Source organism: Kitasatospora misakiensis, assembly GCF_042656005.1.
GTDB lineage: Bacteria > Actinomycetota > Actinomycetes > Streptomycetales > Streptomycetaceae > Kitasatospora > Kitasatospora misakiensis.
The window spans coordinates 25,361-48,048 of sequence record NZ_JBHSOF010000036.1 but is presented as its reverse complement, the minus strand read 5'-3'; the positions used below and the strand labels follow the sequence as shown (position 1 = coordinate 48,048).

Below are 22,688 nucleotides of genomic sequence, written 5' to 3'. Positions count from 1 at the left end.
CGGTCCGGCCCCCGAGCAGGGGGGCGGGCCGCCGGCGGCCTTCTTGTCAGGGGCTGCCTGGTGCACCGGGCGGTCAGGGGCTGCCCGGTGGGGCGAACTTCGGCTGGACCACGACCGGCGCGGCGTCCCGGCCGTCCCCCCTGGCCCCCACCACCACGGCGAAGTCGGCGTCCGGCTTCCACCCGTCCGGAACGCTGATCTGGAACTCGAAGTACTTCGAGTCGTGCGGCCGCATCAGCCGGTCCAGCAGCGAGGTGTCGACCACCAGTTGGCCGCTGCCGTCCGGCGTGACCGGGAGCGTGCGCATCCCGACCCCGGCGCCGTACCTGGTCTCGACGACGACCCTGCCCGCGTCCGCCCCGGTCAGCAGCAGGGTCGGGACGACCGAGGCCAGCGGCGCGGCCCCCGGGTTGCCGACGGTCATCGAGAAGGAGCTGGGCCGCCCGCCGGCCACCCCGTCGTACGGCGCCGAGTTGAGCCTGAGCTCGGGCGCCATCCGGCCGGCGGCGGGTGCGCTGGTCAGCAGCAGGGGCGCCAGCGCCGAGCCCTCCTCGATCCGCTCCGGGGTGGCCGGCAGCAGGGCCAGCGCCTCGATCAGCAGCGTCCCCTCCGCGCTGTCGATCGAGGGGTCCAGCCGGAAGCGGACGGTCCGGGCGGCCCCGGGGGCGAGCGGGAACGCGGCGGCGTCGCCCGCGGTCAGATAGGCGCCCGAGCCCACGGTCAGCGGGACCTCGGTCCAGCCGCCGCCCTCCTCCTCGCGCTGGAGCCGGCCGCGCACCGAGCGGCCCGAGCGGACCGCGCCGGTGAGCGTCCGGACCGACACCACCGGGGCCACCGCGTCGTACGGCTGCTGGGTGGTGTTGCGCCAGGTCACCGAGAAGGTCGTCGGGCCGGCGCCGATGATCGCCGCCGCCCCGGCCAGGCCGTCGAAGCTCAGCGCGACGCCCCCGCCCGGACGGACCGAGGCAGAGACCGAGACCAGCGGCGTCGCCGCCGGGGCCGGGTCGGACGGCGCACCGGTCGTCGGCCCGCCCGGCGGCGGGGACGGCTGCGGCCCCGTCCCGGATCCCGGCGGTGCGGGAGCGTCCCCCGCACCGCCGGGCACGGCCGGCCCGCTCGTGCTGCCCGGGCCCTCCGACGGACTTTCGGCCGGCCCCCCGGCCGGCCGATCGGTCTCACCGACGAGCGGTGCGGGGAACCCGGTCGGGGACGGCTGCTCCCCGCCCCGGGTCGGCACCGGGCCGTCGCTCATCGTCGCCGCGGGCGCGTCGTCGCCCTTGTGGGCGAGCGTGTCGGTGGGCACGGTGAGCACACCGACGAGGGTCGCGGCGGCCAGCCCCATCAGCGGCAGGCCGACCAGGTAGGCGGGCCGCCGGCGGTTGCGGGGGCCCTTCGGCGGGTCGGCCGGGCGCAGGTCCTGGGCGGTGATCCGGGTGGCCCGGGCCGCCAGGGCCTCCCGGAGCAGCCGCTCCATCGCGGACTCGCCGCCGGCCTGGGCGGTGCCGCCCACGCCGCCGTGCAGCCCCCGCTCGTTCGGCTCGCGATCGTTCCCGGGGCGCCGATCGTCGCTCATCGGGCACCCTCCAGCTTTCGCTCCAGGGCGTCCAGGGCCCGGCTGGCGGTGGACTTCACGGTGCCGCGGGACACCGCGAGGATCTCGGCGATCTCCGACTCCGACAGATCGGACCAGTAGCGCAGCACCAGCACCTCGCGCTGGCGGGCGGTCAGCTCCTGCATGGCCACCAGCACCCGCCGGTGCTCGTCGTGGAGGACGGCGTGGTCCTCCGCCGAGGGCGCGTCCGCCTCGTGCGGCGGCACGTACTCGCGGGCCGTACGACGCCGGCGCAGCACCGACCGGGCTCCGTTGACCACGGCCGTGCGCAGGTAGGCCAGCGCGTTGTCGAGGTCGTCGAGCTCGTCGCCGTGCCGTTGGTACAGCTTGGCGAAAGCTTCCTGCACGACGTCCTCGGCCTGGTCCTGATGGTCGACCAGCAGCACCGCGAGGCGGACCAGGCTCAGCCGGTGCGTGAGATAGAGGTCGGTCAGCGTCGGCCCGGCCTCGCGCGTCCGGCCGCCGCCGGGCAGCAGCAGGAACCCGGCCCGGCGCTGACCGACCGTCCGCGCGGCGACCGGGACGTCGAGGACCTCGCCCGCGCCCTGCGCCTCCCGCGCGCCGAACAGCAGCGTCACCAGCCCGCGGAGGGTGAGCCTCCGCCTCTGGTCGGCCTGCGCGGCCGGCCCGATGGCCATGGACATCCGTCTTCGCTTTCCCCCCGACGGCACTCCGGTTCCACGCCGGCGCGTCAGGACATCGTCATTCGGTGGGGTGGCGGACCGGACCCGGTCGGATGATCGGATCACGCGGGGCCGGTCGTTCGGGGCTGTCGGGCGGTACCGCGCGGCCTCGGCTAGGAGGTCGCCTTCGGGGCGTCGTCCAGCATCCAGGTGATCCGCGGACGGGCCTTCTGCGTCGGCAGGGTGCCGCCGTCCACCGCCCCGCCGACCGTGAACTCCAGCCCGCCGCCGGCGTTCCAGCCCTTCGGCACGTTGAACCGGAACGGGTACACGGCCGTCTCCCCCGGCGCCAGCACCCGGGTGAGCCCGGCGGTGTCCAGCCGGACCAGGCCGTCCGCGCCGAGGACGCCCGCCAGCCGGCGCCACTCGCCGTCCACCAGCACCTCGGCGGAGAGGTCGCCCGGCACCAGGCCGTGCGTGGTGTTCCGGCCGAGCGGGTCGGTCACCGCGACGGCCGGGGCGACGGTGTGGTTGCCGGCGGCGTCCAGGTTGGCCAGCTCCACCCGCAGCTCGGAGGGGATCCGGCCGACGGTCATGTCGGTCGGCCTGGTCGTGGTGAACCGGACCGGCTGCCCCGCCGTCACGTTCATCCGCGCCTGCGCGCCGCCGACCGAAACCGCCTTGGGGCCGCGGCCGACATAGCCCTCGGCCTGGATCGGCAGCCGTCCTGACATGCTGTCGGCCGTCAGGGTCAGGCGGTAGCGGACCGCCCGGCTCTCGCCCGGGTCGAGCGCGAACGCCCCGAGCTGGGGGCCGTTGTCCACGCCCTGCTGGTCCAGCTTGACCTCCCGCCACTCGTCGAGGTCCTTGCGGTCCAGCAGGCCCTTGGCCGTCGCGCCGAGCCGGGCGACGGCGGCCGGGTGGTCGAACGGGAGCACCCGCACCACCGGGACGATCTCGTCGAAGCGCCGCTCGGTGGCGTTGGTCCAGGTCACCTCGAAGTCGAAGTAGTTGCCGCCGCCGCGGATCTCCCAGCTGCCGCTGAGCGAGCGGATCGCGACGTCGACGCGCTCGGCGACGGCCGCCGGCATCTCCTCCGGCCCGGTCTGGACGGTGCCGGGGGCGGGGGCGGGGGCGGGGCCGCCGGTCGGGGCGGTGACCGGGGCGGGGTTCGACCCGGGTCCGGCGGGGTGGGCCGCACCGGACGGCGCGTTCCCGGGGGTGGCGGTGGCCGCGGCCGTCGCCCCGGGCACCGGAACCCCCGGGGTGGCCGCCGGGTCCGTGCCCACCGCGGTCGCGGCCGTCCCCGCCGTCCCCGCCGGGACGGGCCGCGCGTCGGCCACCGGCGCGACGAGCGCCACGCCCAAGGGCGCCGGAGCGACGGACCCGGCCGGGCGGGTACCCGCGCCCGCCTCGGCCGGAAGCAGCGCGTAGCCGGCCGCGCCGGCGACGACGGCCACCAGCGGAACGGTCCTGACGAGGCGCCGGACAGTGGACGGACGCATGGTGGGTTCCCCGTGGTAGTCGGACTCGGCCAGTGAGCGAGGCCCGGCACCGGTGCGGTCGCGCCCGCGCCGGATCGGCCCTCACCCTCTCAGACGCCCATCCCCCCGGGGAGTTGTGGGTGGTTTCGAAGAAAGTTTCGGAATGGCCGGAACGACTACACTCACCGGCATCCCGCCACCACCCGTCCGTAGGGGGTTCCCATGGCCGAGCAGCACGCGAGTGGTCCCTCGGGGGGTCCCGGAACCGGCCCGGTGGCCGTCACCATCGGACGGCGACCGGAACCGGTCCACGAGGTCGCGGTCTACGCCTTCGACGGCATGACCCCGTTCGAACTCGGCGTGGTGGTCGAGGTGTTCGGCCTGGCCCGACCCGAGCTGAGCGGCCTGCTGGCCGCCCCCTGGTACGGGCTGCGGGTCTGCGCGGACCACCCCGGCACCCCGCTCCGCTCCGTCGGCGGATTCACCGTCACCGCCGAGCACGGCCTCGACGACCTCGCCGCCGCCGACACCGTCGTCGTCCCCGGCGTCCCGAACGCCTTCGGCGGCGTGGTCTCCCCCGCTCTGGTCGAGGCGCTGCGCACCGCGCACGAGCGCGGCGCCCGGATCGTCTCGATCTGCTCCGGCGCCTTCGCGCTGGCCGCCGCCGGACTGCTCGACGGCCGCGAGGCCACCACCCACTGGCGGTACGCCGACCTGCTGCAGCAGCGCTATCCCGCCGTCCGGGTCGACCCGGACGTGCTCTACGTGGACAGCGGCTCGGTGCTGACCAGCGCCGGCAGCGCGGCCGGGATCGACCTCTGCCTGCACCTGGTCCGGCGCGACCACGGTGCCAGGGTCGCCAACAGCGTGGCCCGCCGGTTCGTCGTGCCGCCGCACCGGGACGGCGGCCAGGCGCAGTTCATCGAGGCCGCCGTCCGGCCGGTCGAGGAGGACGACGACGGCATCGCCCGCTCGATGCAGTGGGCGCTCGACCACCTCGCCGACCCGCTCACCGTCACCGGGCTGGCCCGGGCCGCCCGGATGTCCGACCGCTCCTACCTGCGGCGCTTCACCGCCCGCAACGGCACCAGCCCGATGCGCTGGGTGATCAGCCAGCGCGTCGCGGCCAGCCTGCCGCTGCTGGAGGCGCCCGAGGGCACCGTCGAGGAGATCGCCGGCGCCGTGGGCTTCGAGAGCGCCGCGACCTTCCGGCACCACTTCGGCCGCGTCATGCGCACCTCCCCGACGGCCTACCGCCGCTCCTTCGGCCGCGGCGCGGCGTGAGCCGTCGGGCTCGTCAGGCCGGTCAGGCCCGTCAGGCTCGTCAGACCGGTCAGCCCTGCTCGCCGGTGCGGAGCGCCGCGTTGGCGAGCATCGCGTCGTGCAGCCACCGGGCGAGGCCCGGGGCGAGCTCCTCGTAGACGGCGGTGAACCGCGGGTCGGCGACGTACATCCCGGCGATGCCGCGGTGGATCTCGAAGGTGCAGTCGTAGAAGTTCTCGCGGATGTGCTGCCGGTGCGCCTCGGCGAGGTCCATGGCCGGGCCGCCGTCGGCGGGCTCGCCGGCGGTGAACAGCTCGACCAGACGGGCGTTGAGCGCGTCCGCCTCGGCCTTGATCCGCTGCCAGTCCGCCTTGTCGTAGCCACCGGTGCGGCGCTGGGACTCCGCCCAGGCCGCGGTGTCGCCCCAGCGCTGCTCGGCCTCGCCCTCCCACTCCTCGCGGTAGTGCTCGCCGAAGAGCTCGAACTTCTCCTCCGGGGTCAGCTGGATACCCATCTTCTCTGCCTCCATGGCGTGTTCGACGGCCGCGGCCAGTTTCTGGAGATGCGCGATGCGGTCGGTCAGCAACTGGTGCTGGCGCCGCAGGTGCTCGCTCGGGCTCACCGAGTCGTCGTCCAGAACGGCCGCGATCCCTTCCAGGGGAAACCCGAGTTCGCGGTAGAACAGGATCCGCTGCAACCGTCCGAGGTCGGCCTCGTCGTACCGGCGGTAACCGGCCGGCGTGCGCCCCCGGGGGGAGAGCAGGCCGATCTCGTCGTAGTGGTGCAGGGTCCGGACGGTCACCTTGGCGATCCTCGCCACCGCGCCGACCGTGTGTCCCGTGCGGCCGTCGTCGTCACCGCTGTTCATCGGGGTTCTCCCTCCGTGCTGACCACGACTCTCCTTCCTCCCGTTGCGTGAGGGTCAAGTCGAGTTCCGGCGTCCGGTGGAAGAGCCTCCGAGCCTCCGAGCCGCCTAGGCCGCCGCCCGCTCCTCCGATACGCGCGGCCCCGACGCCCGCTGCCGCGGGACGCGCCGCTCGGAGCCGCCCCGCCCGGAGCCGCCGCGCCCGGAGCCGCCCCGCTGGCGGGTGGGCAGGAGCAGCACGCACCCCGCCGAGACCACCACGAAGGCGAGCCGGACCAGCCCGCGCGCCGGGTCGGACGGCAGGAACAGCGTGCCCCCGTACAGCGAGACCAGCGCGATCCAGCTCCACCACGGCACCAGCCGCCGCTGCCCGACGGTGTCCCAGAGCAGCGTGCCGAGCATGATCGACGCGGTGTAGTAGGTGTAGACGCTCGGGTCGAGCAGGATCCGGGCGTCCGCCCCGAGCAGGACCACGGCCGGCCAGCGACCGCGCCACACCGCCACGGTGCCCAGGCCCAGGCCGAGCGCGAACTGCGCCGGGCGGTCCCACCACGGCGTCGACGGATCGGTCACCCCGAACCAGCGCAGCGCCGAGGCGGTCTGGTTGGGGATGGTGAACTTCGCGGCCGCCACGGTGTCCAGGTCACCCAGGTAGAACGGCAGCCAGGCGACGGCCACCAGACCGACGAAGCAGAGCGCCGTCCGCACCCATCTGGACCTGGGCAGCGCCAGGATCAGCGGCGCGAACGCCAGCGCCCACGGTTTCGCGTCCACCGCCAGCGCCAGGTAGACGCCGACCGCCATGGCCCGGCCCCGGCTGAGCTCGTACGCGGCGAGGGTGGTGAAGAACAGCGCCAGCGCGTCGTCCAGGTGCGCGAAGCGGACCGACACCTCGACCCACATCGGGATGAACGCCAGGCCCGCGACCAGCAGCCGCTGCTGAAGCCGGCGGTGGTTGATGCCGGTGCCCAGGTGGTACCGGGCGGCCGTGCGGCCCACCAGGACCAGCATCGCCAGCCCCAGCCCGGACATCACCGCCTCGGCCAGCACCTCACCGGTCCGCGTCGGGAACGGGGCGAAGAGCCGCGCCACGGCCAGGCTGACCGGGCCGATCTGCAGCTCGGGGTGGTGGGCGTAGAGCGCGAGGCCGCCGTCCGGTCGGCCGCTGAAGAGCAGTTCCTCGCCCTGACGCAGGTAGTGCCAGGAGAACCCGCCGCTCGGCTCGACCAGCAGGAACCAGACGACCGTCCAGGCCACCAGCAGGACGTGGTGCCTGCGGACGGGCAGGCCGGCGATCCGCCCGGTGGCGGACCCGTAGTCCGTACCGGACCGCGTCGAGCGCCTCGACCGTCCTGGTTGCGCCGAGCGCGCCGCGCTCCGTACCCGCACCATGTACCTCGTCCGCCGTGCCGTCCCCTCGGCGGATCATCCTAGGCCCTCGCTTCTGGATCTTGCCGGGCGCGTGACGCCGGGCAGGATCCGAAAGAGCGGGCCCGGACCCGGCCTCGGCGCGGAACGCAGCCGCCCCGCGTCCCGGTGGTCCGGGAGCGCGGGGCGGTGTGCGTCAGCGGGTGCCGTCGGCCGCGGGCTCAGCCCTGCTGCGCGGAGCGACGGCGGCGGAGCACCACGACGGTGCCGACACCGACCGCGAGGACGGCGCCGCCGGCGATCGCGATGCCGGTGGTGTCGTCACCGCCACCGGTGCTGGCCAGGGCCTTGTCCGCCTTGGACCGGGCCTGGGCGACGCCCGCCGGGGTGATCGGCAGCGGCGCGACGACCGGGAGCTTCACCGGGAAGTCGATCGGCTGCCGGACACCGCCGTCGTCGTCACCGGGGGTGCCGGTCGGGGCCGGGGCGGCCGGGGCGGTGGTCGCGGGGGCGGTGGTCGCGGAGGCGCTCGGCGAGGCGCTGCCGGGGGCGGTCGGCGAGGTGCTGCCGGTCGGCGTCGTGGTGGCGGACGGCGAGCCCGTCGCGGTCGGCGTGGTGCTCGCCGACGGGCTGCCGGTGCCGGTGGGCGTGGTGCTCGCCGAGGGGCTGGTGCCGGTGCTCGGCGTGACCGGGGCGCTCGGGCTGCCGGTCGGGGGCTTGGTGCCGGACGGCGAACCCGACGTGGTCGGCGCGGTCGGGGTGGTGCTCCCCGAGGGGCTGCCGGTCGGCTTGCCGGTCGGGCCGGCGGTCGGGCCGGTCGGCTTCGAGGTCGACGGCGTCGCGGACGGGCTCGGCTTGCCGCCGCCCCCAGCGACGATCTTGAAGCTCTCGCCGCGGATGCCGTCGCAGCTGAACTCGCCCTCGCCGACCGGCTGGTTGCCCTCCGCCTTCGCGGCGAAGACCACCGGGACCACGCCGGCCGAGCCGAGCGGCGCGTCCTTGCCGACCGAGACCCGCACGGTGACGGTGACGCTGCTGCCCTTGTTCACGGCGAGCAGCGCGTTCGCGTAGTCCGGGACCGAGTCGTCGATGAGCTTGGCGAGCAGGAACAGCACGCCGTCGTCGTCGCTCTCGCCGCCGCCCGGGGCGGGCGCGGCGGGCAGCCAGGTCTTCGACTTGTCCAGCGACTCCGGCAGCTGGTACTCGACCTTGAGGTGCTGTGCGTGCAGGCTGCCCCTGGCGTTCTTGAACTTGAGCAGCGGGTAGTAGACGAAGTCGCTCTTGGTGTTGTTGTCGACGGTGAAGTTGAACAGCCTGGTCTCGCCGCCAGCGACGAAGGTCCGCGGCACCCCGTCCAGCGCCAGGTCGAGCGAGCGGGCGGTCGCCTTGTCGGCCTGCGGCGCGGCGGCGGGCGTCGATCCGGTGGTGGCCGCGGCCACGGCACCCTGGGCGCCGGTGAGGGCCATCGAGGCGGCGAGCGCGGCGGCGCCGGCCAGGGCGAGACTGCGAGGTATGGAGATGGACAAGGGAAACCTCACGGGAGTCTCCGGGCGCGGCCCGGGGCGCGGGTGGACCGGGCGGTCGTCCGAGCCACGATCCCCCCGCGAAGCTGAAAGTGCGACGGAGACTACCGAAGGCCCCGGTCACACCGGAAGGTGGGTAGCGGTTTACGGCGGCCATGAGGGGCTTTGTGTCCGATTGGCCCAACTCTGCCCCTCAACGGGGCTTTTGCCCCCCAACCTTCCGGGGGGACGCCGCCCCGCGGCCCGACCCCCGTCAGGCGTCGGCGAAGAACGACTTGGCCGCGATCAGCGCCCGCTCGTCGCCGAGCACGTCGCCCGGGCGGTTGCCGTGGCCGAGCAGCGCGCCGCCCCACCGCATGCGCATGTACTCGGCGGTGAGCCGCAGGGTGCCGACCAGCGGCTCTGTCTTGTCCGGCTCGGTGGCGTACGCGGTGACCGCCCAGACGGTGCCGCCGGCCATCCGCTCGCGGAAGTCCGCGCCGGGCACCCGCAACCAGGCCGACCAGTGGTCCAGGTAGAGCTTGGCCGCGGTCGGCAGGGCGTACCAGTACAGCGGTGCGACGAAGACCAGGTCGGTCGCGGCCAGGGTGGCGTCCAGCAGGGTGCGGCCGTGGCCGGTCGGCGGTTCGTACCCGCCGTCCGCCGTGTGCCGGAGGTCCTCGAACGGCGGCAGCGGGTGGTCGGCCAGGCGCAGCCACCGCTGCTCGGCCCCGGCCGGCAGGCTCGCCTCGGCGGCCAGCCGGGCCAGCCGCGCGGTGTTGCCGTCGGGCCGGGCGCCGGCGTCGAGGAAGAGGAAGGACCGCCGCGCGTCGGCGCGGTCGCTGGGCTCGGACATCGGGACCCCCGGGGGCGGACAGGTGTGCGATCGAAGATCCCGAGCCTATGCCGCACCCCGCCCCACCGGCCGTGACGCCGCTCACCACCGGGGCCGGCGGCGCTCTTCGGGGCGCCCGGCCCGGGCCACCGGTCGGGCGTCAGGCCCGGCCGCGCTACGCGGGGAGCCCGGCCCGGCGGCGCGCGACCGCGGCGACCGCCGCCCAGTCCTTCTCGCCGTCGCCGTGCGCGAGCGCGTCCAGGAACGCGTCCCGCAGCACACTGCCGAACGGCAGCGGCACATGCGTCGCGGCGCCGGCGGTGAGCGCGAGATCGACGTCCTTGAGCCCGAGCGGCAGCTTGAACCCGGCGGGCTCGTAACGGCGTTCGGCCACCATCGAGCCGTACCCGGAGTAGATCGGACCGGGGAAGAGGGTGCTGCTGAGCATCTCGATCAGATCGGTCGGCCGGACGCCGTTGGCCTCGGCCAGGCTGCACGCCTCCGCCATCGACTCGATCGCGCAGGCCAGCAGGAAGTTGGTGCTGATCTTGGCGGTGTTGGCCTGGGCCGGGCGCTCGCCGAAGTGCCAGGTGCGCCGGCCCATCGCGGCGAGCAGCGGCTCGACCGCCGCCAGGGCGTCCGCGCTCCCGGCGGCCAGGATGTTGAGCTCCCCGGCGGCGGCCACCGGGGGCCGGCCGAGCACCGGCGCGGCGACGTACCCGATGCCGTGCTCGGCGTGCATGGCCTCGGCGCGCTCGGCCAGGGCGACCGACACGGTGGCCATGTTGACGTGCACGCCGGCCGAGGCTCCCGCGAGCAGGGCCGGGTCGAGCAGCAGCCGTTCGACGGCGGCGTCGTTGGCGAGCATCGAGACGACCACGTCGGCCGCGAAGACGTCGGCGAGCCCGTCGGCCGCCAGGGCGCCCTGGGCGACCATCGCGGCCACCGGCTCGGGCGAGCGGTTCCAGACCCGGACGGTGTGCCCGGCCCGCACCAGGCTGGCCACCATCCCCTGGCCCATCGCGCCCAGTCCGACGAAGCCGACCGTCGTCCCGCTCATCGCACGCTCCCACTGTCGCCCGGTGGACGGACCGGTCGTCCGACCACGAGCAACCGACTGTACGTCAGCCCGGGAGACCGGTCCGGGGGAGACCGCCAGGTGGACCGGTCAGGCGGAGGCCGCCGGGTGGAGGCCGTCGAGTGGAGGCCGTCGAGTGGAGGCCGTCGGGCGGACGCCGTCGGGCCGACCGGTCAGGCCGCCGCGGCGTGGTGCCCGTCCACGGCGCCGGCCTCCAACTGCGCGACCACCCGGCGGCGCAGCAGCTGGTACTGGGCCTGGAGCCGGCCCGGGCGCTGCGGGCGGGCGACCGGACGCCCGGGGCCGACCTGCTCGTCCGGGCCGAAGCGCGAGCGGGTCATGTCGACCTCCGCGCCGGCCGCGGACCGGTTCCACCAGTGCAGGTCCGTCCGGACCCCGCCGGTGTACACCTCGCCCATCATCAGCTCGCCGCCCAGCAGGTCGTGCACCACCAGGGCGGTCGCCCGGCACTGGCCGTGGGCGGGATTGTCGGGACGCCAGTGGGCCTGGTCCTCGGGCGCGCAGGTGTCGACACCCCAGGAGGAGCGGATCGCACGTTCGATGTCGTTGAGGGTCCACGCCGTCATAGCGGGAAGCCTGCCACGCGGCACCGACAGCGGCAGCGGCTTTTCGGCCAAAGAGCCCGTGTTCTGCGACGACCTGCGTGACCTTCACCCGTACGGGGAGGCCGCCGGACGGCGAGGCGCGGCGCTGCGGGTGGCGCAAGCAGGGCGCGAGCGGGACGAGAGCGGGGCAAGAGCGGGGCGAAGGGGCTCGGCGAGGGGCGTGGGCGTGACCGGGGGTGCTTGCCGCGCGTCGGAGCCCCGGGGCACGGGTGAGGTGCACGCCGGGGCGTCGACGGCGGGGCCGGCCGGGGCACGCCGGAGTGGTCGGGGGCCCGCTCCGGCGCGCGGTCCGGCCGCGCGCCCTCACCCGGTGGGCGTCACCTACCGAGCGCCTCGACACCCGCCTGCGCGAACTGCTCGTCCAGGTCGCCGCTGGGGGCGCCCGCGACACCGATGCCCGCCACCGGCGCGCCCTTCGACTGCACCGGGGCGCCGCCGCCCAGGAACAGCGTGCCCGGGATGTCCTTCAGGTTCGGCGCCTGGGCGAGCCGCTTGGCCAGCTCGGAGGTGGGGGCGTTCCAGGAGACCGCGGTGAAGGCCTTCCGCTCGGCCGACTCCGGCGACTGCGGACCGGCACCGTCGCCCTTGAGCAGCACCCGGGTGACGCCGTCGCGGTCGACGACCGCCACCGAGACGCGCTGGCCGGCCTTGGCGGCGGCGTCCAGGGCGGCCTGGGCGGCCTTGGTGGCGGCCTCGATGGTCAGACCGGTGGTCTGGGCGAGGTTCTTGTTCTGGGTGTCGGCCTTGACCGCGGCGGCGGCGACCGCCGGGGTGTCGGTGGCCTCGGCGCTGGCCGAGACGGCGCCGACGGTGGCGGCGGCCAGCGCGGCGGCGGCGACGGTGCCGGTCAGCACCTTGGCGCGAACGGAGGTCTTCTTCATGGTCCGGCTCCTCGTCGGATGGTGTCGCTGGGAACGGAATCGATCCTCCGGCCGCGGCCCCCTCCGCCACATCGACGTTCCGGACACCGCCCGCGGGCATGATGGACGACGGACCCGTCAGCCGATCGGTTGATGCGCCCCCGGGCCCGACGGGTCACCATCGAGGGATCACCGCAGCTCGGCCGGCACCCGCGACGCCACCTGTCACCTGTCACCTGTCACCTGTCACCCGACAGAGCGAGGAGCGGCCCCGTGCACCACCCCGGCCCCCCGCTCGACACCCCCGGCCCCCGGGTCGCCTCCCCCAGCCCCCCGCTCGCCTCCCCCGACCCGGACGCCGGCCGGCTGGCCGTCCTGCTCGACTCCGCGTTCCTCCTCCTGCTGGCCACCTCGCTGAGCCGCTTCCTCACCCACCACCCCGGCAACCCGCGCATCCCCTGGGTGCTCGGCCTGAGCATCGCCCTGGCCGTCGTCCAGCCGGTCGGCTCCTGGCTCGCCCACCGCCGCCCGCCCGCCCCCGGGCAGCGCCGCCACCCCTGGCCGCTGGCCGTGGTGACCGCGCTCTGGGTGGTCCTGGTGCTGCTCGCGCCGAGCTTCGCCTGGTGCGCCGTCCCGCTGGTGTACACCGCCCTGCGGACGCTGCCCACGCCGGCGGCGGTCCCGCTGGTCGCGGCGCTCACCCTGCTGGTGGTGGTCGGCGAGGTCCGGCTGCCGGGCCCGGTCGACGCCAACCTCCTCCTGCTGCCGCCCGCCGTCGCCGCGCTGGCCACCGGCGTCTTCCTGTACATGGAGCGGCAGGCCGCACGGCAGCGGGCGCTGATCGCCGACCTGGTCCGCACCCGGCGCGAACTCGCCGCCACCGAACGGCGCGAGGGCACCCTGGCCGAGCGCGAACGGCTCGCCATGGAGATCCACGACACCCTCGCCCAGGGCCTCTCCAGCCAGCAGATGCTGCTCCAGGCCGCCGACCGCACCTGGGACGGCGACCCGGCGACCGCCCGCGGCCACGTCCGGACCGCCGCCGAGGTGGCCGCCCGGAACCTCGCCGAGGCCCGCCGCTTCGTCCACGACCTCGCGCCCGCCGAACTCGCCGACGGCCGCACCCTCGACCAGGCGCTCCGCTCGCTCGCCGAGCGGGAGTCCGCCGAGAGCGGCCTGCCGGTCCGCTTCCACCTGGACGGCGCGCCCGTGCCGCTCCCGGCCGCGGCGCAGTCCGCGCTGCTGCGGATCGCCCAGGGCGCGCTCGCCAACGTCCGCGAACACGCCGGGGCCTCGACCGCCGCGCTGACCCTCTCCTTCCTCGGCGACCAGGCCGTCCTGGACATCGCCGACGACGGCCGCGGCTTCTCCGTCGACGCCCCCGCGTCCCCCACCGCCGCCCCCCGCGGCCATGGGCTGCCCGCCATGCGCGCCCGGCTGCGCCAGCTCGGCGGCACCCTGACCGTGGAGAGCGCACCCGGCGAGGGCACCGTCGTCTCCGCCGCGATCCCGCTCGGCCCCGCCACCCCGGGCAGGCCGTCCACCACCGACCACCACCACGGTCCTGGAGCCGTCCGATGAACCCCGCCCCCGCCCCGTCCCCGGTCCGACTGCTGGTCTGCGACGACCACGCCGTGGTCCGGGCCGGTCTGCTCGCCCTGCTGGCCAGCGCCGGCGACATCGAGGTGGTCGGCGAGGCGAGCAGCGGCGAGGAGGCGGTCGAGCTCGCCGCCCGGCTGACCCCGCAGGTGGTGCTGATGGACCTCCAACTCGGCGAGGGCATCGACGGGGTGGAGGCCACCCGGCGGATCACCGCCGCCCCGGACGCCCCGCACGTCCTGGTGCTGACCACGTACGACACCGACGCCGACATCACCCGGGCGATCGGCGCGGGGGCGACCGGCTATCTGCTGAAGGCCGAGCGGCCGGAGGAGTTGTTCGCCGCGGTGCACTCGGCCGCCCAGGGCCGCACGGTGCTCTCGCCGCCCGTCGCCTCGCGGGTCATGGCGCAGATGCGGGCACCGGCGCCGCAGCTCACCGAGCGCGAGACGGAGATCCTCGCCCAGCTCGCCCAGGGGCTCGGCAACCGGGAGATCGCCCGCGCGCTGTTCATCAGCGAAGCGACGGTCAAGACCCACCTGGGCCGGATCTACGACAAGTTGGGCGTCGACACCCGCGCGGGCGCGGTGGCCGTCGCCAAGGAACGCCGCCTGCTGCGCTGACCCGCGCGCCCGCCACTCCACCCACCAACCGGAGCGAATACCGACATTCCGTTCGGAATATCGGATTCCCCCACGGCCCCGGCCGCCCCTTGCCAAGCGGACGCCCATCCCCGATTGTGGATGTTTCATGGACATGGGGTATTGACAAACCAACCATGCGGTTTGTTACCGTAAAGATCAACGACGCCCCACAGCAAGGGGGCTTGCCGGGCCTGTGCGGAGCGCTCTCGCCGGAGAGTGGCGCCAGGGGGGGACGGCGGGAGTCCGGGGCGGTCGGGGGGAGCGGCTCAAGAGCCGCGCGTCGACGCGGCGCGGAGCGAGTCCGGGGGGACTCGCTCCGCGCCTCCCTGCTTTTCGGCACCTTTTCGGCATCTTCTTCGCCACCCGCACTCGACGCCCCGCCAGGTAAACTGCACCGGGTAGTGCAACACGCCGAGGAGGGGACCCGCCCGATGAGCACAGCGAACCCGGCAGCGACCGCCGGCTCACGCCGCATGCCGGAGAAGCGCCAGGCCATCGCCCGCGCCGCGAGCACGGTGTTCGGCCGCGAGGGCTACACCCGGGCCAGCGTCGACGCCATCGCCACCGAGGCCGGCGTGTCCAAGCGCACCATCTACAACCACTTCGGCGACAAGGAGAAGCTCTTCCTCTCCGTCGCCCTGGAGACCGCCGGCGAACTCACCGAGATCATCGCCGGCCTGGCCGACCGCCACCTGCACAAGATCGTCGACCTGGAGGCCGACCTCACCGCCTTCGCCGTCGACCGCGCCAAGGCCGTCCTGTCCGTCGGCGAGCACTACGCCCTCGGCCGCACCATCCGCGCCGAGGCCGGCAACATCCCGCCCGACGTCCTCGCCGCCTGGCTCGCCGCCGGCCCACTCGCCTCCCACCGCGACCTCGCCGACCACCTCGCCCGCCTCGCCGCCCAGGGCCTCCTCACCGTCGACGACCCCGACCTCGCGGCCACCCACTTCACCCTGCTCACCTTCAGCGGCGCGGCCGACCAGTCCTTCTACGGCGCCGTCCCCATCTCCGACACCGCCCTCCGCACCACCGTCACCACCGGCGTCCAGGCCTTCCTCCGCCTCCACCCCCGCCCCTGACCCCCACCCCCGAAACACGAAAAAGGCCCAGCCCGGGATCCCTGTCCCGGCCTGGGCCTTCACTACTGGAGCGGGCGACGAGAATCGAACTCGCGCTCTAAGCTTGGGAAGCTCATGTTCTACCATTAAACTACGCCCGCTTGACGAGCCGTCAGAGACCGCTCGATCCGGGCTTCACTGTACCCCATCCGTGACGGTCGTTGCACAGGTGGGCGGTGGTCGTGGCGGAGCCGCGGGGGGTGGGGGCGGGGGCGTACTGTGTGGCCGCGTGAGAGTGCCCCGGCGGGTGGGTGCGGGCGGCGAGCCTTGGTGTGGAATGTCCGGAACTTCCCCTAATGTGACGCTGGTCCCGGGGGCTCCGCCGTTCGGGGCGACGAGTACGGGTGAGTACTGGGGTAAGGATGGGAAGGGGATCGATGGAGCAGCGCGCCGTCGTTCGTTGTGCCGAAGGGCACCTGTTCAGCACCACCACGTTCCCGATGCAGAATCTCGGACCCGCCCGGCTGGGGCCCGGCCGGCTGATCCGGTGTCCGCAGTGCGGGCGGCTGAGGAGCTCGGTGCTGGCCGACGTGCGGGAGCTGTCCGAGCCGCAACTGGCCCGGGCGCTGCGGCTGGAGGCCGCGGAGTTCCTCGCCTGACGAGGGTGATCACGGGAGAGATGTGACGGGTGCGGCCCCGGACGATTCGTCCGGGGCCGTGTCGTGCACGTAACCTCGAAGCGTGCTGCTCTCTGACAAGGACATCCGGACCGAGATCGACAACGGCCGGGTGGTGATCGACCCGTTCGACCCCGCGATGATCCAGCCGTCGAGCATCGACGTGCGACTGGACCGCTTCTTCCGGGTCTTCGAGAACCACCGGTACCCGCATATCGACCCCTCCGAGGAGCAGCCGGACCTGACCCGGCTGGTCGAGCCGGAGGGCGACGAGGCGTTCATCCTGCACCCGGGCGAGTTCGCGCTGGCGTCGACCTACGAGGTCATCACGCTGCCCGAGGACATCGCCTCGCGGCTGGAGGGCAAGTCCAGCCTGGGCCGGCTCGGCCTGCTGACGCACTCCACGGCCGGCTTCATCGACCCCGGCTTCAGCGGGCACGTCACGCTGGAGCTCTCGAACGTCGCGACCCTGCCGATCAAGCTCTACCCGGGGATGAAGATCGGGCAGCTCTGCATGTTCCGGCTCTCCTCGCCGTCGGAGCACCCGTACGGCTCGGAGCGGTACGGCTCCCGCTACCAGGGGCAGCGCGGTCCGACGCCGTCCCGCTCCCACCTGAACTTCCACCGCACCAAGATCTGAGCACTGTCCCGAGCGGCACGACGGAACGGGCGGTCACCCCTGCGCCAGGGGTGACCGCCCGTCGGCGTCTCAGGCCCGCTTCGGGCGGGTGACCGCGACCAGCTCGCTGCCGTCCTCGGAGAGCCGCAGCTCGGTGCGGAGCTCGGCCAGCTCGCCCAGGTGGTGCAGGTGGGTGCCGCCGCAGAAGATCTGCGCGGCGCCCTCGGGCAGCTCGCAGTGCCACTGGCGGCGGGCGGTCAGCTCCGGGCCGGGGACGTCGATGCGCACCGGGGCGTCGGCGGCGACCCAGCCGGCCAGTCGGCGGTTGACGGCCTCGGTGAGCTCGGGGAGGGCGTCGGCGAGCGCCGGGAACTCCTCGGCGGCCTCGGCGGTGAAGCCCTTCTTGCGCAGCGACTTGCCGAGCCGGTAGGTGTCGGTGCTCGCCTCGGTGTCCATCACCGAGCTCGCCATGGCGAGGCTGTCGAAGTCCGGGTGGCCGAGGGCGTCGGCGCGGCCCGGGTCCTTGCGCCAGCGCGGCGCGAGCGCCTCGTTGAGGGCGAGGGCGAGCAGGTGGCAGCCGCTGTGCGCGGCGCTGAGCGCCCCGCGGCGGCCGGCGTCGACGGCGAGGGCGGCGGTCCGGCCGACGATGTCGCCCGGGTCGGCCGCGAGGACGTGCAGGACCAGCCAGGACCACTCCTCGTCGCCGCGCCGGACCGGGATATCGGCGCCGACCAGCGGCGCGCCGCCGTCCGGGCCGACGGCGCCGGTGAGGCAGTCGACGACGGCCAGCTCGACGCCGTCCACGGTGAGCGTGCCGAGGTCGGCGGGCTGGTCGGGCCAGGTGTGGTCGAGCGGGTGGAACGGCGTCGACCCGGTGACCACGGCGTACCGGCCGCCGTCCAGCGGGTGCACCGCGAGCACCGTCGACTCGCCGGTCACCGCCCCGGTCGGGAAGCTGACGTGCGTGGTGGGGAGGGTCATGCCTGGCTCCGTGCGGGTGAGGGTGCGGGTGAGGGTGGACTGGGCAATGGAAACGGGCCCCGCGAGGCGAGGCCCGGTCCGTGTTCCATTGTCCCCGAGGCCCGGCGCCCCGGGTCAGCCCCGGGTCAGCCCCCGGTCAGCCCAGGGTCGGCAGCTTGATCAGCACCAGCAGCGCCAGCAGCTGCAGCGCCGCCGCGCCGGCCGCCTTGCCCCAGGGCAGGTCGTGCACCCGGCGGACCATGCTGGTCAGCAGGAACGCGCAGAGCAGCCAGGTCGCCCAGCCGACCGCCTGGACGACCGTGTTGTCGGCCGGCAGCACCAGCGCCAGCAGCAGCCGGGGCGCGTCGGTGACCCAGCCGATCAGCACGGCCAGGCCGACCGTGGACTGCCAGGGGCCGTCGCCGCCGAACTGCCGGGCCAGCGCGTACGTGACCGCGCCGAGCATGGCGCCGGCCAGGGTGAAGCCGATCGCCGCCGCGAGCATGGCGGTGAGGGCCACGGTGAAGGTCGAGTTGACCACGTCGTCGCGGGTCATGCCGAGGCCTAGGACGGCGAGGGCGCCGTACAGCAGGGAGACCGTGACGGCGGGCAGCCAGACCTGGTGGTCGCGGGTGCGGTCGAAGATCGCGGTGGGGGTGCGGAACAGCCCGGTCAGCAGCTCGCGCCAGCCCGGCCGCGGCCCGGTGGCCTGCGGCGCGGACTGGCCGCCGGCCCGGTAGACGGCGACGTTGTCCTCGCCGTAGCCCTGCTGCGGGCCGGCCTCAGCCCAGCCCTGCTGCCCCGGCCCGTAGGAGGACGGCTCGCCGGCGTACGGGTCGGCGCCGACCGGGAAGGCCCGGGTGTGCCCGGGGTGGTCGGCCGCGTACGGGTCCGGCTGTGCGTACGGGTCCGGCTGCCCGGCGTACGGGGAGCGGGGGCCGGGGCCGTACGGGTCCGGCGGGCCCTGCTGGGCGGACGGTCCGCCGGGGCCCTGCTGCGGGCCGGTGAAGTACTCCGGTCCGTCCGTCGGCCCGTACCCCCCGGGCGCCGCCTGGTGCTGCGGGGGCGCCGACCACCCGCCATGGGGGTCGGCGCCCTGACCGCTGTCGTATCGATTGCCAGCCACGCTCCGAAGGTACCCGCCCGGCGGGCACCTCGGCGGCCGGGCACCGGACCGGGTCCGGTTTGCAGCGAGCCTGTTACTGCCGCGGCCCACCGCGGGGCACGCGGGTGCCCTACTGCCCCACGGCGACCTTCGGCCCGTGCACCGCCGCCGCGGCGCTGGTACCGGCCGGGCAGCCGCCCGGGCCGGCCGTGGTGCGGACGGCGCCGACCGGCAGCAGGGTGCCGCAGGCGATCCGCACGCCGTTCGGCAGCTCGTTGTCGGACTCCACGATCGCACCGTCGCCGATCACCGCGCCGTCCAGCGCGGTGCGGTCGCCGATGGTCGCGAAGGCGCCCACGATCGAGTCCTTGACCAGGGTGTCGGGGCCGATGACGGCGCCGGGCAGGATCACGCTGCCCTCGACGATCGCGCCGGCCTCGACCACCGCGCCCTCGGAGACCACGGTGCCGCCGCTGAGCACCGCGCCGTCCCGGACGGTCGCGCCGGGCAGCAGCAGGGCGTCGCCGGTCGGGCCGGGGACGGCGGGCGAGTCGACCTTGCCGAGGACGAGGTCGGCCGAGCCGCGGACGAAGGCGGCCGGGGTGCCGAGGTCCAGCCAGTACGAGGTGTCGACGACGCCGCGCAGCAGCGCGCCGGTGGCCAGCAGCTCGGGGAAGGTCTCGCGCTCGACGGAGACCTCGCGGCCGGTCGGGATTCGGTCGATGACGGAGCGGGTGAAGACGTAGCAGCCGGCGTTGATCTGGTCGGTGACGATCTGCTCCGGCGTCTCCGGCTTCTCCAGGAACTCCAGCACCCGGCCGTGCTCGTCGGTCGGGACGAGGCCGAAGGCGCGCGGGTCCTCGACCCGGGTGAGGTGCAGGGTGACGTCGGCCCCGGCGGCCACGTGGCCGTCGCGCAGGGCGGCGATGTCGACGCCGGAGAGGATGTCGCCGTTGAAGACCAGGACCGGCTCCTCGGGGCCGCAGGTGAGCCCGGTGGCCGCGTTGCGGATCGCGCCGCCGGTGCCGAGCGGCTCGCGCTCGGTCAGGTAGACCAGCTCGATGCCGTACGGGGTGCCGTCCTGGAAGTGGTCCTCGAAGACCTCGGCGAGGTAGGACGTGGCGAGCACCACGCGGGTGACCCCGGCCGCCGCCGCGCGGGCCAGCTGGTGCGCGATGAACGGGACGCCTGCCACCGGCAGCATGGGCTTGGGGGTGTGGGTGGTCAGCGGACGCAGTCGCGTGCCCTTACCACCGACCAGCATGATCGCCTCGGTCATGGTCTGCGCTGTTCCCCTTGTGGTCTCTGCGGCCCGGCCCGGCGGGCCGGTACCTCCGCGGTGTGTGCTGTACGCCGTTCCGGGGGCCGGAACGGATCGACCGGCTCACGGCCGGTCCGGCGCCTACTGTATTTCCTTCCGACCGGAGCGCCGCCGGGTGGTCCGGCAGTCGGCGGCCGGGACGGGCCCGGGTGCCGGAGGCCGTCACCCGAAAAGCCCGGCCCGGGCGGGCGCCGATGGCACCCCCCCGGGCCGGGCGGGTTGTTGCAGAACTGTCGAACAACCGGGCCGGTTCACGGCCCTGTCGAGCAAGACGCGTCTCAGGCGTCGACCGTCTGCGGCTCCTCCGCCTCGGCCGGCGGGATCGCCTTGACCGAGTCGAGCAGCAGCTGGGCGACGTCCACGACCTTCAGGTGCTCCTTGGCCGCGCCCTCGTTCTTCTTGCCGTTCACCGAGTCGGAGAGCATGACGAGGCAGAACGGGCAGGCGGTGGAGACGATGTCCGGGTTGAGGGAGAGCGCCTCGTCGACGCGCTCGGTGTTGATCCGCTTGCCGATGCGCTCCTCCATCCACATCCGCGCGCCGCCGGCGCCGCAACAGAAGCCGCGCTCCTTGTGGCGGTGCATCTCCTGCTGGCGCAGACCGGGGACCTTGTCCATGATCTCGCGCGGCGGGCTGTAGACCTTGTTGTGCCGGCCCAGGTAGCAGGGGTCGTGGTAGGTGATGAGGCCCTCGACCGGGTTGACCGGCACGAGCTTGCCCTCGTCGATGAGGTGCTGCAGCAGCTGGGTGTGGTGGATGACCTCGAAGTGGCCGCCCAGCTGCGGGTACTCGTTGGCGATGGTGTTGAAGCAGTGCGGGCAGGTCGCCACGATCCGCTTGGCCGGAGCGTCCTCCAGCGCGGCGTTCAGGGTCTCGACGTTCTGCGCGCCGAGCATCTGGAAGAGGAACTCGTTGCCCAGGCGGCGGGCGGAGTCACCGGTGCAGGACTCCTCCTTGCCGAGGATCGCGAACCGCACGCCCGCGGTGTGCAGCAGTTCGGCGAAGGCCTTGGTGGTCTTCTTCGCGCGGTCCTCCAGGGCGCCGGCGCAGCCCACCCAGTACAGGTACTCGACCTCGGCGGGGTCGATGTCCTCACCGATCACCGGCACCTCGATGCCGGTCTCCTTCTTGAGCTCCTTGACCCAGTCGAGGCGGGCCTTGGTGGCCATGCCCCAGGGGTTGCCCTTGTTCTCCAGGTTCTTGAGCATGGTGCCGGCCTCGGTGGGGAACGAGGACTCGATCATGACCTGGTAGCGGCGCATGTCGACGATGTGGTCGATGTGCTCGATGTCGACCGGGCACTGCTCGACGCAGGCGCCGCAGGTGGTGCAGGACCACAGCACGTCCGGGTCGATGACACCGTTCTCTTCGGCGGTGCCGATCAGCGGGCGCTCGGCCTCGGCCAGCGCGGCCGCCGGGACGTCCTTGAGCTGCTCGGCGGTGGCCTTCTCCGCGCCCTCCATGTCCTTGCCGCCGCCGGCCAGGAGGTAGGGGGCCTTGCCGAAGGCGTGCTCGCGCAGGCTCATGATGAGCAGCTTCGGGGAGAGCGGCTTGCCGGTGTTCCAGGCCGGGCACTGCGACTGGCAGCGGCCGCACTCGGTGCAGGTGGAGAAGTCGAGGATGCCCTTCCAGGAGAAGTGCTCGACCTGGGAGACGCCGAACACGGCGTCGTCGGCCGGGTCCTCGAAGTCGATCGGCTGACCGCCGCTGGTCATCGGACGCAGTTCACCGAGCGCGGTGGAGCCGTCCTCCTCGCGCTTGAAGTAGATGTTGAAGAAGGCCAGGAAGCGGTGCCAGGCGACGCCCATCGAGGGGTTGATGCCGATGGTGATCGCCCAGGCGAAGGAGATGCAGATCTTCAGCATCGCGAAGACGTAGACCAGGTTCTCCAGCGTCCCCTCGGAGAGGCCGCGGAAGGCCACCACCAGCGGGTAGGAGATCAGGTACTTGGCCTCGTAGGAGCCGACGTGCTCCAGCGCGCCCTCCAGGCCGCGCAGGATCATGATGCAGAGGCCGATGCCGAGGATCGTGTACTCGACGTAGAAGGCCTGCCAGGCGATCGAGCCGGCGAAGCGGGACTTGCGGCCTGCCCGGCCGGGCAGGCTCAGCAGGCGGATCACGATCAGCGTCGCGATGCCCAGCGTGGTGAGGGTGCCGACCAGCTCGGTGAAGAGCTCGTACGGCAGCCAGCCGCCGAGCACCGGCAGCACGAACTCGGCGTCGAACAGCTGGAAGAACGCGGTGAGCAGGGTCAGGCCCAGGGTGAAGAAGCCGACCGCGACGAACCAGTGGGCGATGCCCACGATCCCCCAGCGGTTCATCCGGGTGTGGCCGACGAACTCCACGGCCACGGTCTTCACCCGCTGCGCGGGCTGCCCGAAGCGGCCGGGGTCCGGCTGGCCGGTCCGCACCACCCGGTAGATGTACAGCGCCGCACGAGCGGCGAGCGCGGTGCCGACCACGAACGTGACCAGCGAGATGACGATCGCTGCTAGCTGCATCGGCTCTCCGTCTCCTGCGGCTTGCTTGTTGCGGGTGTGCAGTGTCTACGGGGCAGTGTACTCGTCGGTAACTTCCCGGGCCGAC

19 protein-coding genes, 1 tRNA gene and 1 pseudogene are annotated in these 22,688 nt (G+C 74.2%); 6 read left to right on the top strand and 15 right to left on the bottom strand.

What is annotated here, in order from left to right; translation table 11 throughout:
* Window positions 1-73: 73 nt before the first annotated feature.
* The 3 genes from ACFP3U_RS24620 to ACFP3U_RS24610 all read right to left on the bottom strand — a co-directional run bounded on the left by ACFP3U_RS24620 (window position 74) and on the right by ACFP3U_RS24610 (window position 3,740).
* Window positions 74-1,573 carry a hypothetical protein gene (locus ACFP3U_RS24620; protein ID WP_380227820.1) on the bottom strand — a complete coding sequence of 500 codons (1,500 nt, stop codon included), beginning with the start codon at window positions 1,571-1,573 and terminating at the stop codon, window positions 74-76.
* Window positions 1,570-2,256 (bottom strand): RNA polymerase sigma factor, encoded by a 687-nt coding sequence (locus ACFP3U_RS24615; protein WP_380227819.1) that lies wholly within the window; start codon window positions 2,254-2,256, stop codon window positions 1,570-1,572. The genes ACFP3U_RS24620 and ACFP3U_RS24615 overlap by 4 nt, the downstream gene beginning before the upstream one ends.
* A 152-nt stretch (window positions 2,257-2,408) precedes the next feature.
* Window positions 2,409-3,740 carry a hypothetical protein gene (locus ACFP3U_RS24610; protein ID WP_380227818.1) on the bottom strand — a complete coding sequence of 444 codons (1,332 nt, stop codon included), beginning with the start codon at window positions 3,738-3,740 and terminating at the stop codon, window positions 2,409-2,411.
* 252 nt (window positions 3,741-3,992) lie between these two features.
* On the opposite strand from ACFP3U_RS24610, the gene ACFP3U_RS24605 reads away from it, so the two are divergent.
* Window positions 3,993-5,003: a DJ-1/PfpI family protein gene (locus tag ACFP3U_RS24605; protein WP_380227817.1), complete on the top strand. Its 1,011-nt coding sequence runs from the start codon at window positions 3,993-3,995 to the stop codon at window positions 5,001-5,003.
* Between the two features lie 49 nt (window positions 5,004-5,052).
* Here ACFP3U_RS24605 and ACFP3U_RS24600 read toward each other — a convergent pair whose 3' ends face one another.
* The 7 genes from ACFP3U_RS24600 to ACFP3U_RS24570 all read right to left on the bottom strand — a co-directional run bounded on the left by ACFP3U_RS24600 (window position 5,053) and on the right by ACFP3U_RS24570 (window position 12,137).
* A complete protein-coding gene (locus ACFP3U_RS24600; RefSeq protein WP_380227816.1) occupies window positions 5,053-5,850 on the bottom strand; it encodes a MerR family transcriptional regulator in 798 nt (265 codons plus the stop codon).
* 105 nt (window positions 5,851-5,955) lie between these two features.
* Window positions 5,956-7,239 carry a hypothetical protein gene (locus ACFP3U_RS24595; RefSeq protein WP_380227815.1) on the bottom strand — a complete coding sequence of 428 codons (1,284 nt, stop codon included), beginning with the start codon at window positions 7,237-7,239 and terminating at the stop codon, window positions 5,956-5,958.
* 197 nt (window positions 7,240-7,436) lie between these two features.
* Window positions 7,437-8,741, bottom strand: a complete 1,305-nt coding sequence (locus ACFP3U_RS24590; protein ID WP_380227814.1) for an LPXTG cell wall anchor domain-containing protein — start codon at window positions 8,739-8,741, stop codon at window positions 7,437-7,439.
* Between the two features lie 250 nt (window positions 8,742-8,991).
* A complete protein-coding gene (locus tag ACFP3U_RS24585; protein WP_380227813.1) occupies window positions 8,992-9,573 on the bottom strand; it encodes an NAD(P)H-dependent oxidoreductase in 582 nt (193 codons plus the stop codon).
* A gap of 154 nt (window positions 9,574-9,727) precedes the next feature.
* Window positions 9,728-10,612 carry an NAD(P)-dependent oxidoreductase gene (locus ACFP3U_RS24580; protein WP_465261973.1) on the bottom strand — a complete coding sequence of 295 codons (885 nt, stop codon included), beginning with the start codon at window positions 10,610-10,612 and terminating at the stop codon, window positions 9,728-9,730.
* 191 nt (window positions 10,613-10,803) lie between these two features.
* Window positions 10,804-11,217: a YunG family protein gene (locus tag ACFP3U_RS24575; RefSeq protein WP_380227812.1), complete on the bottom strand. Its 414-nt coding sequence runs from the start codon at window positions 11,215-11,217 to the stop codon at window positions 10,804-10,806.
* A 356-nt stretch (window positions 11,218-11,573) separates the two neighbouring features.
* Complete coding sequence (locus ACFP3U_RS24570) at window positions 11,574-12,137, bottom strand: GlcG/HbpS family heme-binding protein (protein WP_380227811.1); 564 nt, start codon at window positions 12,135-12,137, stop codon at window positions 11,574-11,576.
* 252 nt (window positions 12,138-12,389) lie between these two features.
* On the opposite strand from ACFP3U_RS24570, the gene ACFP3U_RS24565 reads away from it, so the two are divergent.
* The 3 genes from ACFP3U_RS24565 (at window position 12,390) to ACFP3U_RS24555 (ending at window position 15,441) form a co-directional block, all read left to right on the top strand.
* Entirely contained in the window at window positions 12,390-13,697 is a 1,308-nt protein-coding gene (locus tag ACFP3U_RS24565; protein ID WP_380227810.1) for a sensor histidine kinase, read from the top strand.
* Window positions 13,694-14,338: a response regulator gene (locus ACFP3U_RS24560; protein WP_380227809.1), complete on the top strand. Its 645-nt coding sequence runs from the start codon at window positions 13,694-13,696 to the stop codon at window positions 14,336-14,338. The genes ACFP3U_RS24565 and ACFP3U_RS24560 overlap by 4 nt, the downstream gene beginning before the upstream one ends.
* Window positions 14,339-14,790: 452 nt before the next feature.
* Window positions 14,791-15,441: a TetR/AcrR family transcriptional regulator gene (locus tag ACFP3U_RS24555; RefSeq protein WP_380227808.1), complete on the top strand. Its 651-nt coding sequence runs from the start codon at window positions 14,791-14,793 to the stop codon at window positions 15,439-15,441.
* A gap of 66 nt (window positions 15,442-15,507) precedes the next feature.
* On the opposite strand, the gene ACFP3U_RS24550 is transcribed toward ACFP3U_RS24555, so the two are convergent.
* Window positions 15,508-15,581 (bottom strand) — tRNA-Gly (locus ACFP3U_RS24550).
* Window positions 15,582-15,920: 339 nt separating this feature from the next.
* Here ACFP3U_RS24550 and ACFP3U_RS24545 point away from each other — a divergent pair.
* Window positions 15,921-16,079: a hypothetical protein gene (locus tag ACFP3U_RS24545; RefSeq protein ID WP_380227806.1), complete on the top strand. Its 159-nt coding sequence runs from the start codon at window positions 15,921-15,923 to the stop codon at window positions 16,077-16,079.
* An 82-nt stretch (window positions 16,080-16,161) separates the two neighbouring features.
* On the top strand, window positions 16,162-16,737 hold the full coding sequence (gene dcd / locus ACFP3U_RS24540; protein WP_380227805.1) for a dCTP deaminase: 576 nt from the start codon (window positions 16,162-16,164) through the stop codon (window positions 16,735-16,737).
* Between the two features lie 69 nt (window positions 16,738-16,806).
* Here the strand turns inward: dcd and ACFP3U_RS24535 are convergent, their stop codons facing one another.
* The 4 genes and pseudogenes from ACFP3U_RS24535 to ACFP3U_RS24520 all read right to left on the bottom strand — a co-directional run bounded on the left by ACFP3U_RS24535 (window position 16,807) and on the right by ACFP3U_RS24520 (window position 22,603).
* A complete protein-coding gene (locus tag ACFP3U_RS24535; protein ID WP_380227804.1) occupies window positions 16,807-17,697 on the bottom strand; it encodes an alanyl-tRNA editing protein in 891 nt (296 codons plus the stop codon).
* 136 nt (window positions 17,698-17,833) lie between these two features.
* Complete coding sequence (locus ACFP3U_RS24530) at window positions 17,834-18,802, bottom strand: YIP1 family protein (protein ID WP_380227803.1); 969 nt, start codon at window positions 18,800-18,802, stop codon at window positions 17,834-17,836.
* 193 nt (window positions 18,803-18,995) lie between these two features.
* Window positions 18,996-20,060 (bottom strand): annotated as a pseudogene (manB, locus tag ACFP3U_RS24525) (mannose-1-phosphate guanylyltransferase); the annotation flags it as partial.
* 320 nt (window positions 20,061-20,380) lie between these two features.
* Window positions 20,381-22,603, bottom strand: a complete 2,223-nt coding sequence (locus ACFP3U_RS24520) for a (Fe-S)-binding protein (RefSeq protein WP_380227802.1) — start codon at window positions 22,601-22,603, stop codon at window positions 20,381-20,383.
* Between the last annotated feature and the right edge of the window lie 85 nt (window positions 22,604-22,688).

Bases quoted from the DNA above. Each gene is read 5' to 3' on its own strand.
- ACFP3U_RS24555 (WP_380227808.1), top strand. From the start codon at position 14,791: ATGAGCACAGCGAACCCGGCAGCGACCGCCGGCTCACGCCGCATGCCG.
- ACFP3U_RS24575 (WP_380227812.1), bottom strand. From the start codon at position 11,217: ATGACGGCGTGGACCCTCAACGACATCGAACGTGCGATCCGCTCCTCC.
- ACFP3U_RS24600 (WP_380227816.1), bottom strand. From the start codon at position 5,850: ATGAACAGCGGTGACGACGACGGCCGCACGGGACACACGGTCGGCGCG.
- ACFP3U_RS24545 (WP_380227806.1), top strand. From the start codon at position 15,921: ATGCAGAATCTCGGACCCGCCCGGCTGGGGCCCGGCCGGCTGATCCGG.
- ACFP3U_RS24580 (WP_465261973.1), bottom strand. From the start codon at position 10,612: ATGAGCGGGACGACGGTCGGCTTCGTCGGACTGGGCGCGATGGGCCAG.
- ACFP3U_RS24570 (WP_380227811.1), bottom strand. From the start codon at position 12,137: ATGAAGAAGACCTCCGTTCGCGCCAAGGTGCTGACCGGCACCGTCGCC.
- ACFP3U_RS24610 (WP_380227818.1), bottom strand. From the start codon at position 3,740: ATGCGTCCGTCCACTGTCCGGCGCCTCGTCAGGACCGTTCCGCTGGTG.
- ACFP3U_RS24535 (WP_380227804.1), bottom strand. From the start codon at position 17,697: ATGACCCTCCCCACCACGCACGTCAGCTTCCCGACCGGGGCGGTGACC.
- ACFP3U_RS24615 (WP_380227819.1), bottom strand. From the start codon at position 2,256: ATGTCCATGGCCATCGGGCCGGCCGCGCAGGCCGACCAGAGGCGGAGG.
- ACFP3U_RS24520 (WP_380227802.1), bottom strand. From the start codon at position 22,603: ATGCAGCTAGCAGCGATCGTCATCTCGCTGGTCACGTTCGTGGTCGGC.
- ACFP3U_RS24560 (WP_380227809.1), top strand. From the start codon at position 13,694: ATGAACCCCGCCCCCGCCCCGTCCCCGGTCCGACTGCTGGTCTGCGAC.
- ACFP3U_RS24585 (WP_380227813.1), bottom strand. From the start codon at position 9,573: ATGTCCGAGCCCAGCGACCGCGCCGACGCGCGGCGGTCCTTCCTCTTC.
- ACFP3U_RS24620 (WP_380227820.1), bottom strand. From the start codon at position 1,573: ATGAGCGACGATCGGCGCCCCGGGAACGATCGCGAGCCGAACGAGCGG.
- ACFP3U_RS24595 (WP_380227815.1), bottom strand. From the start codon at position 7,239: ATGGTGCGGGTACGGAGCGCGGCGCGCTCGGCGCAACCAGGACGGTCG.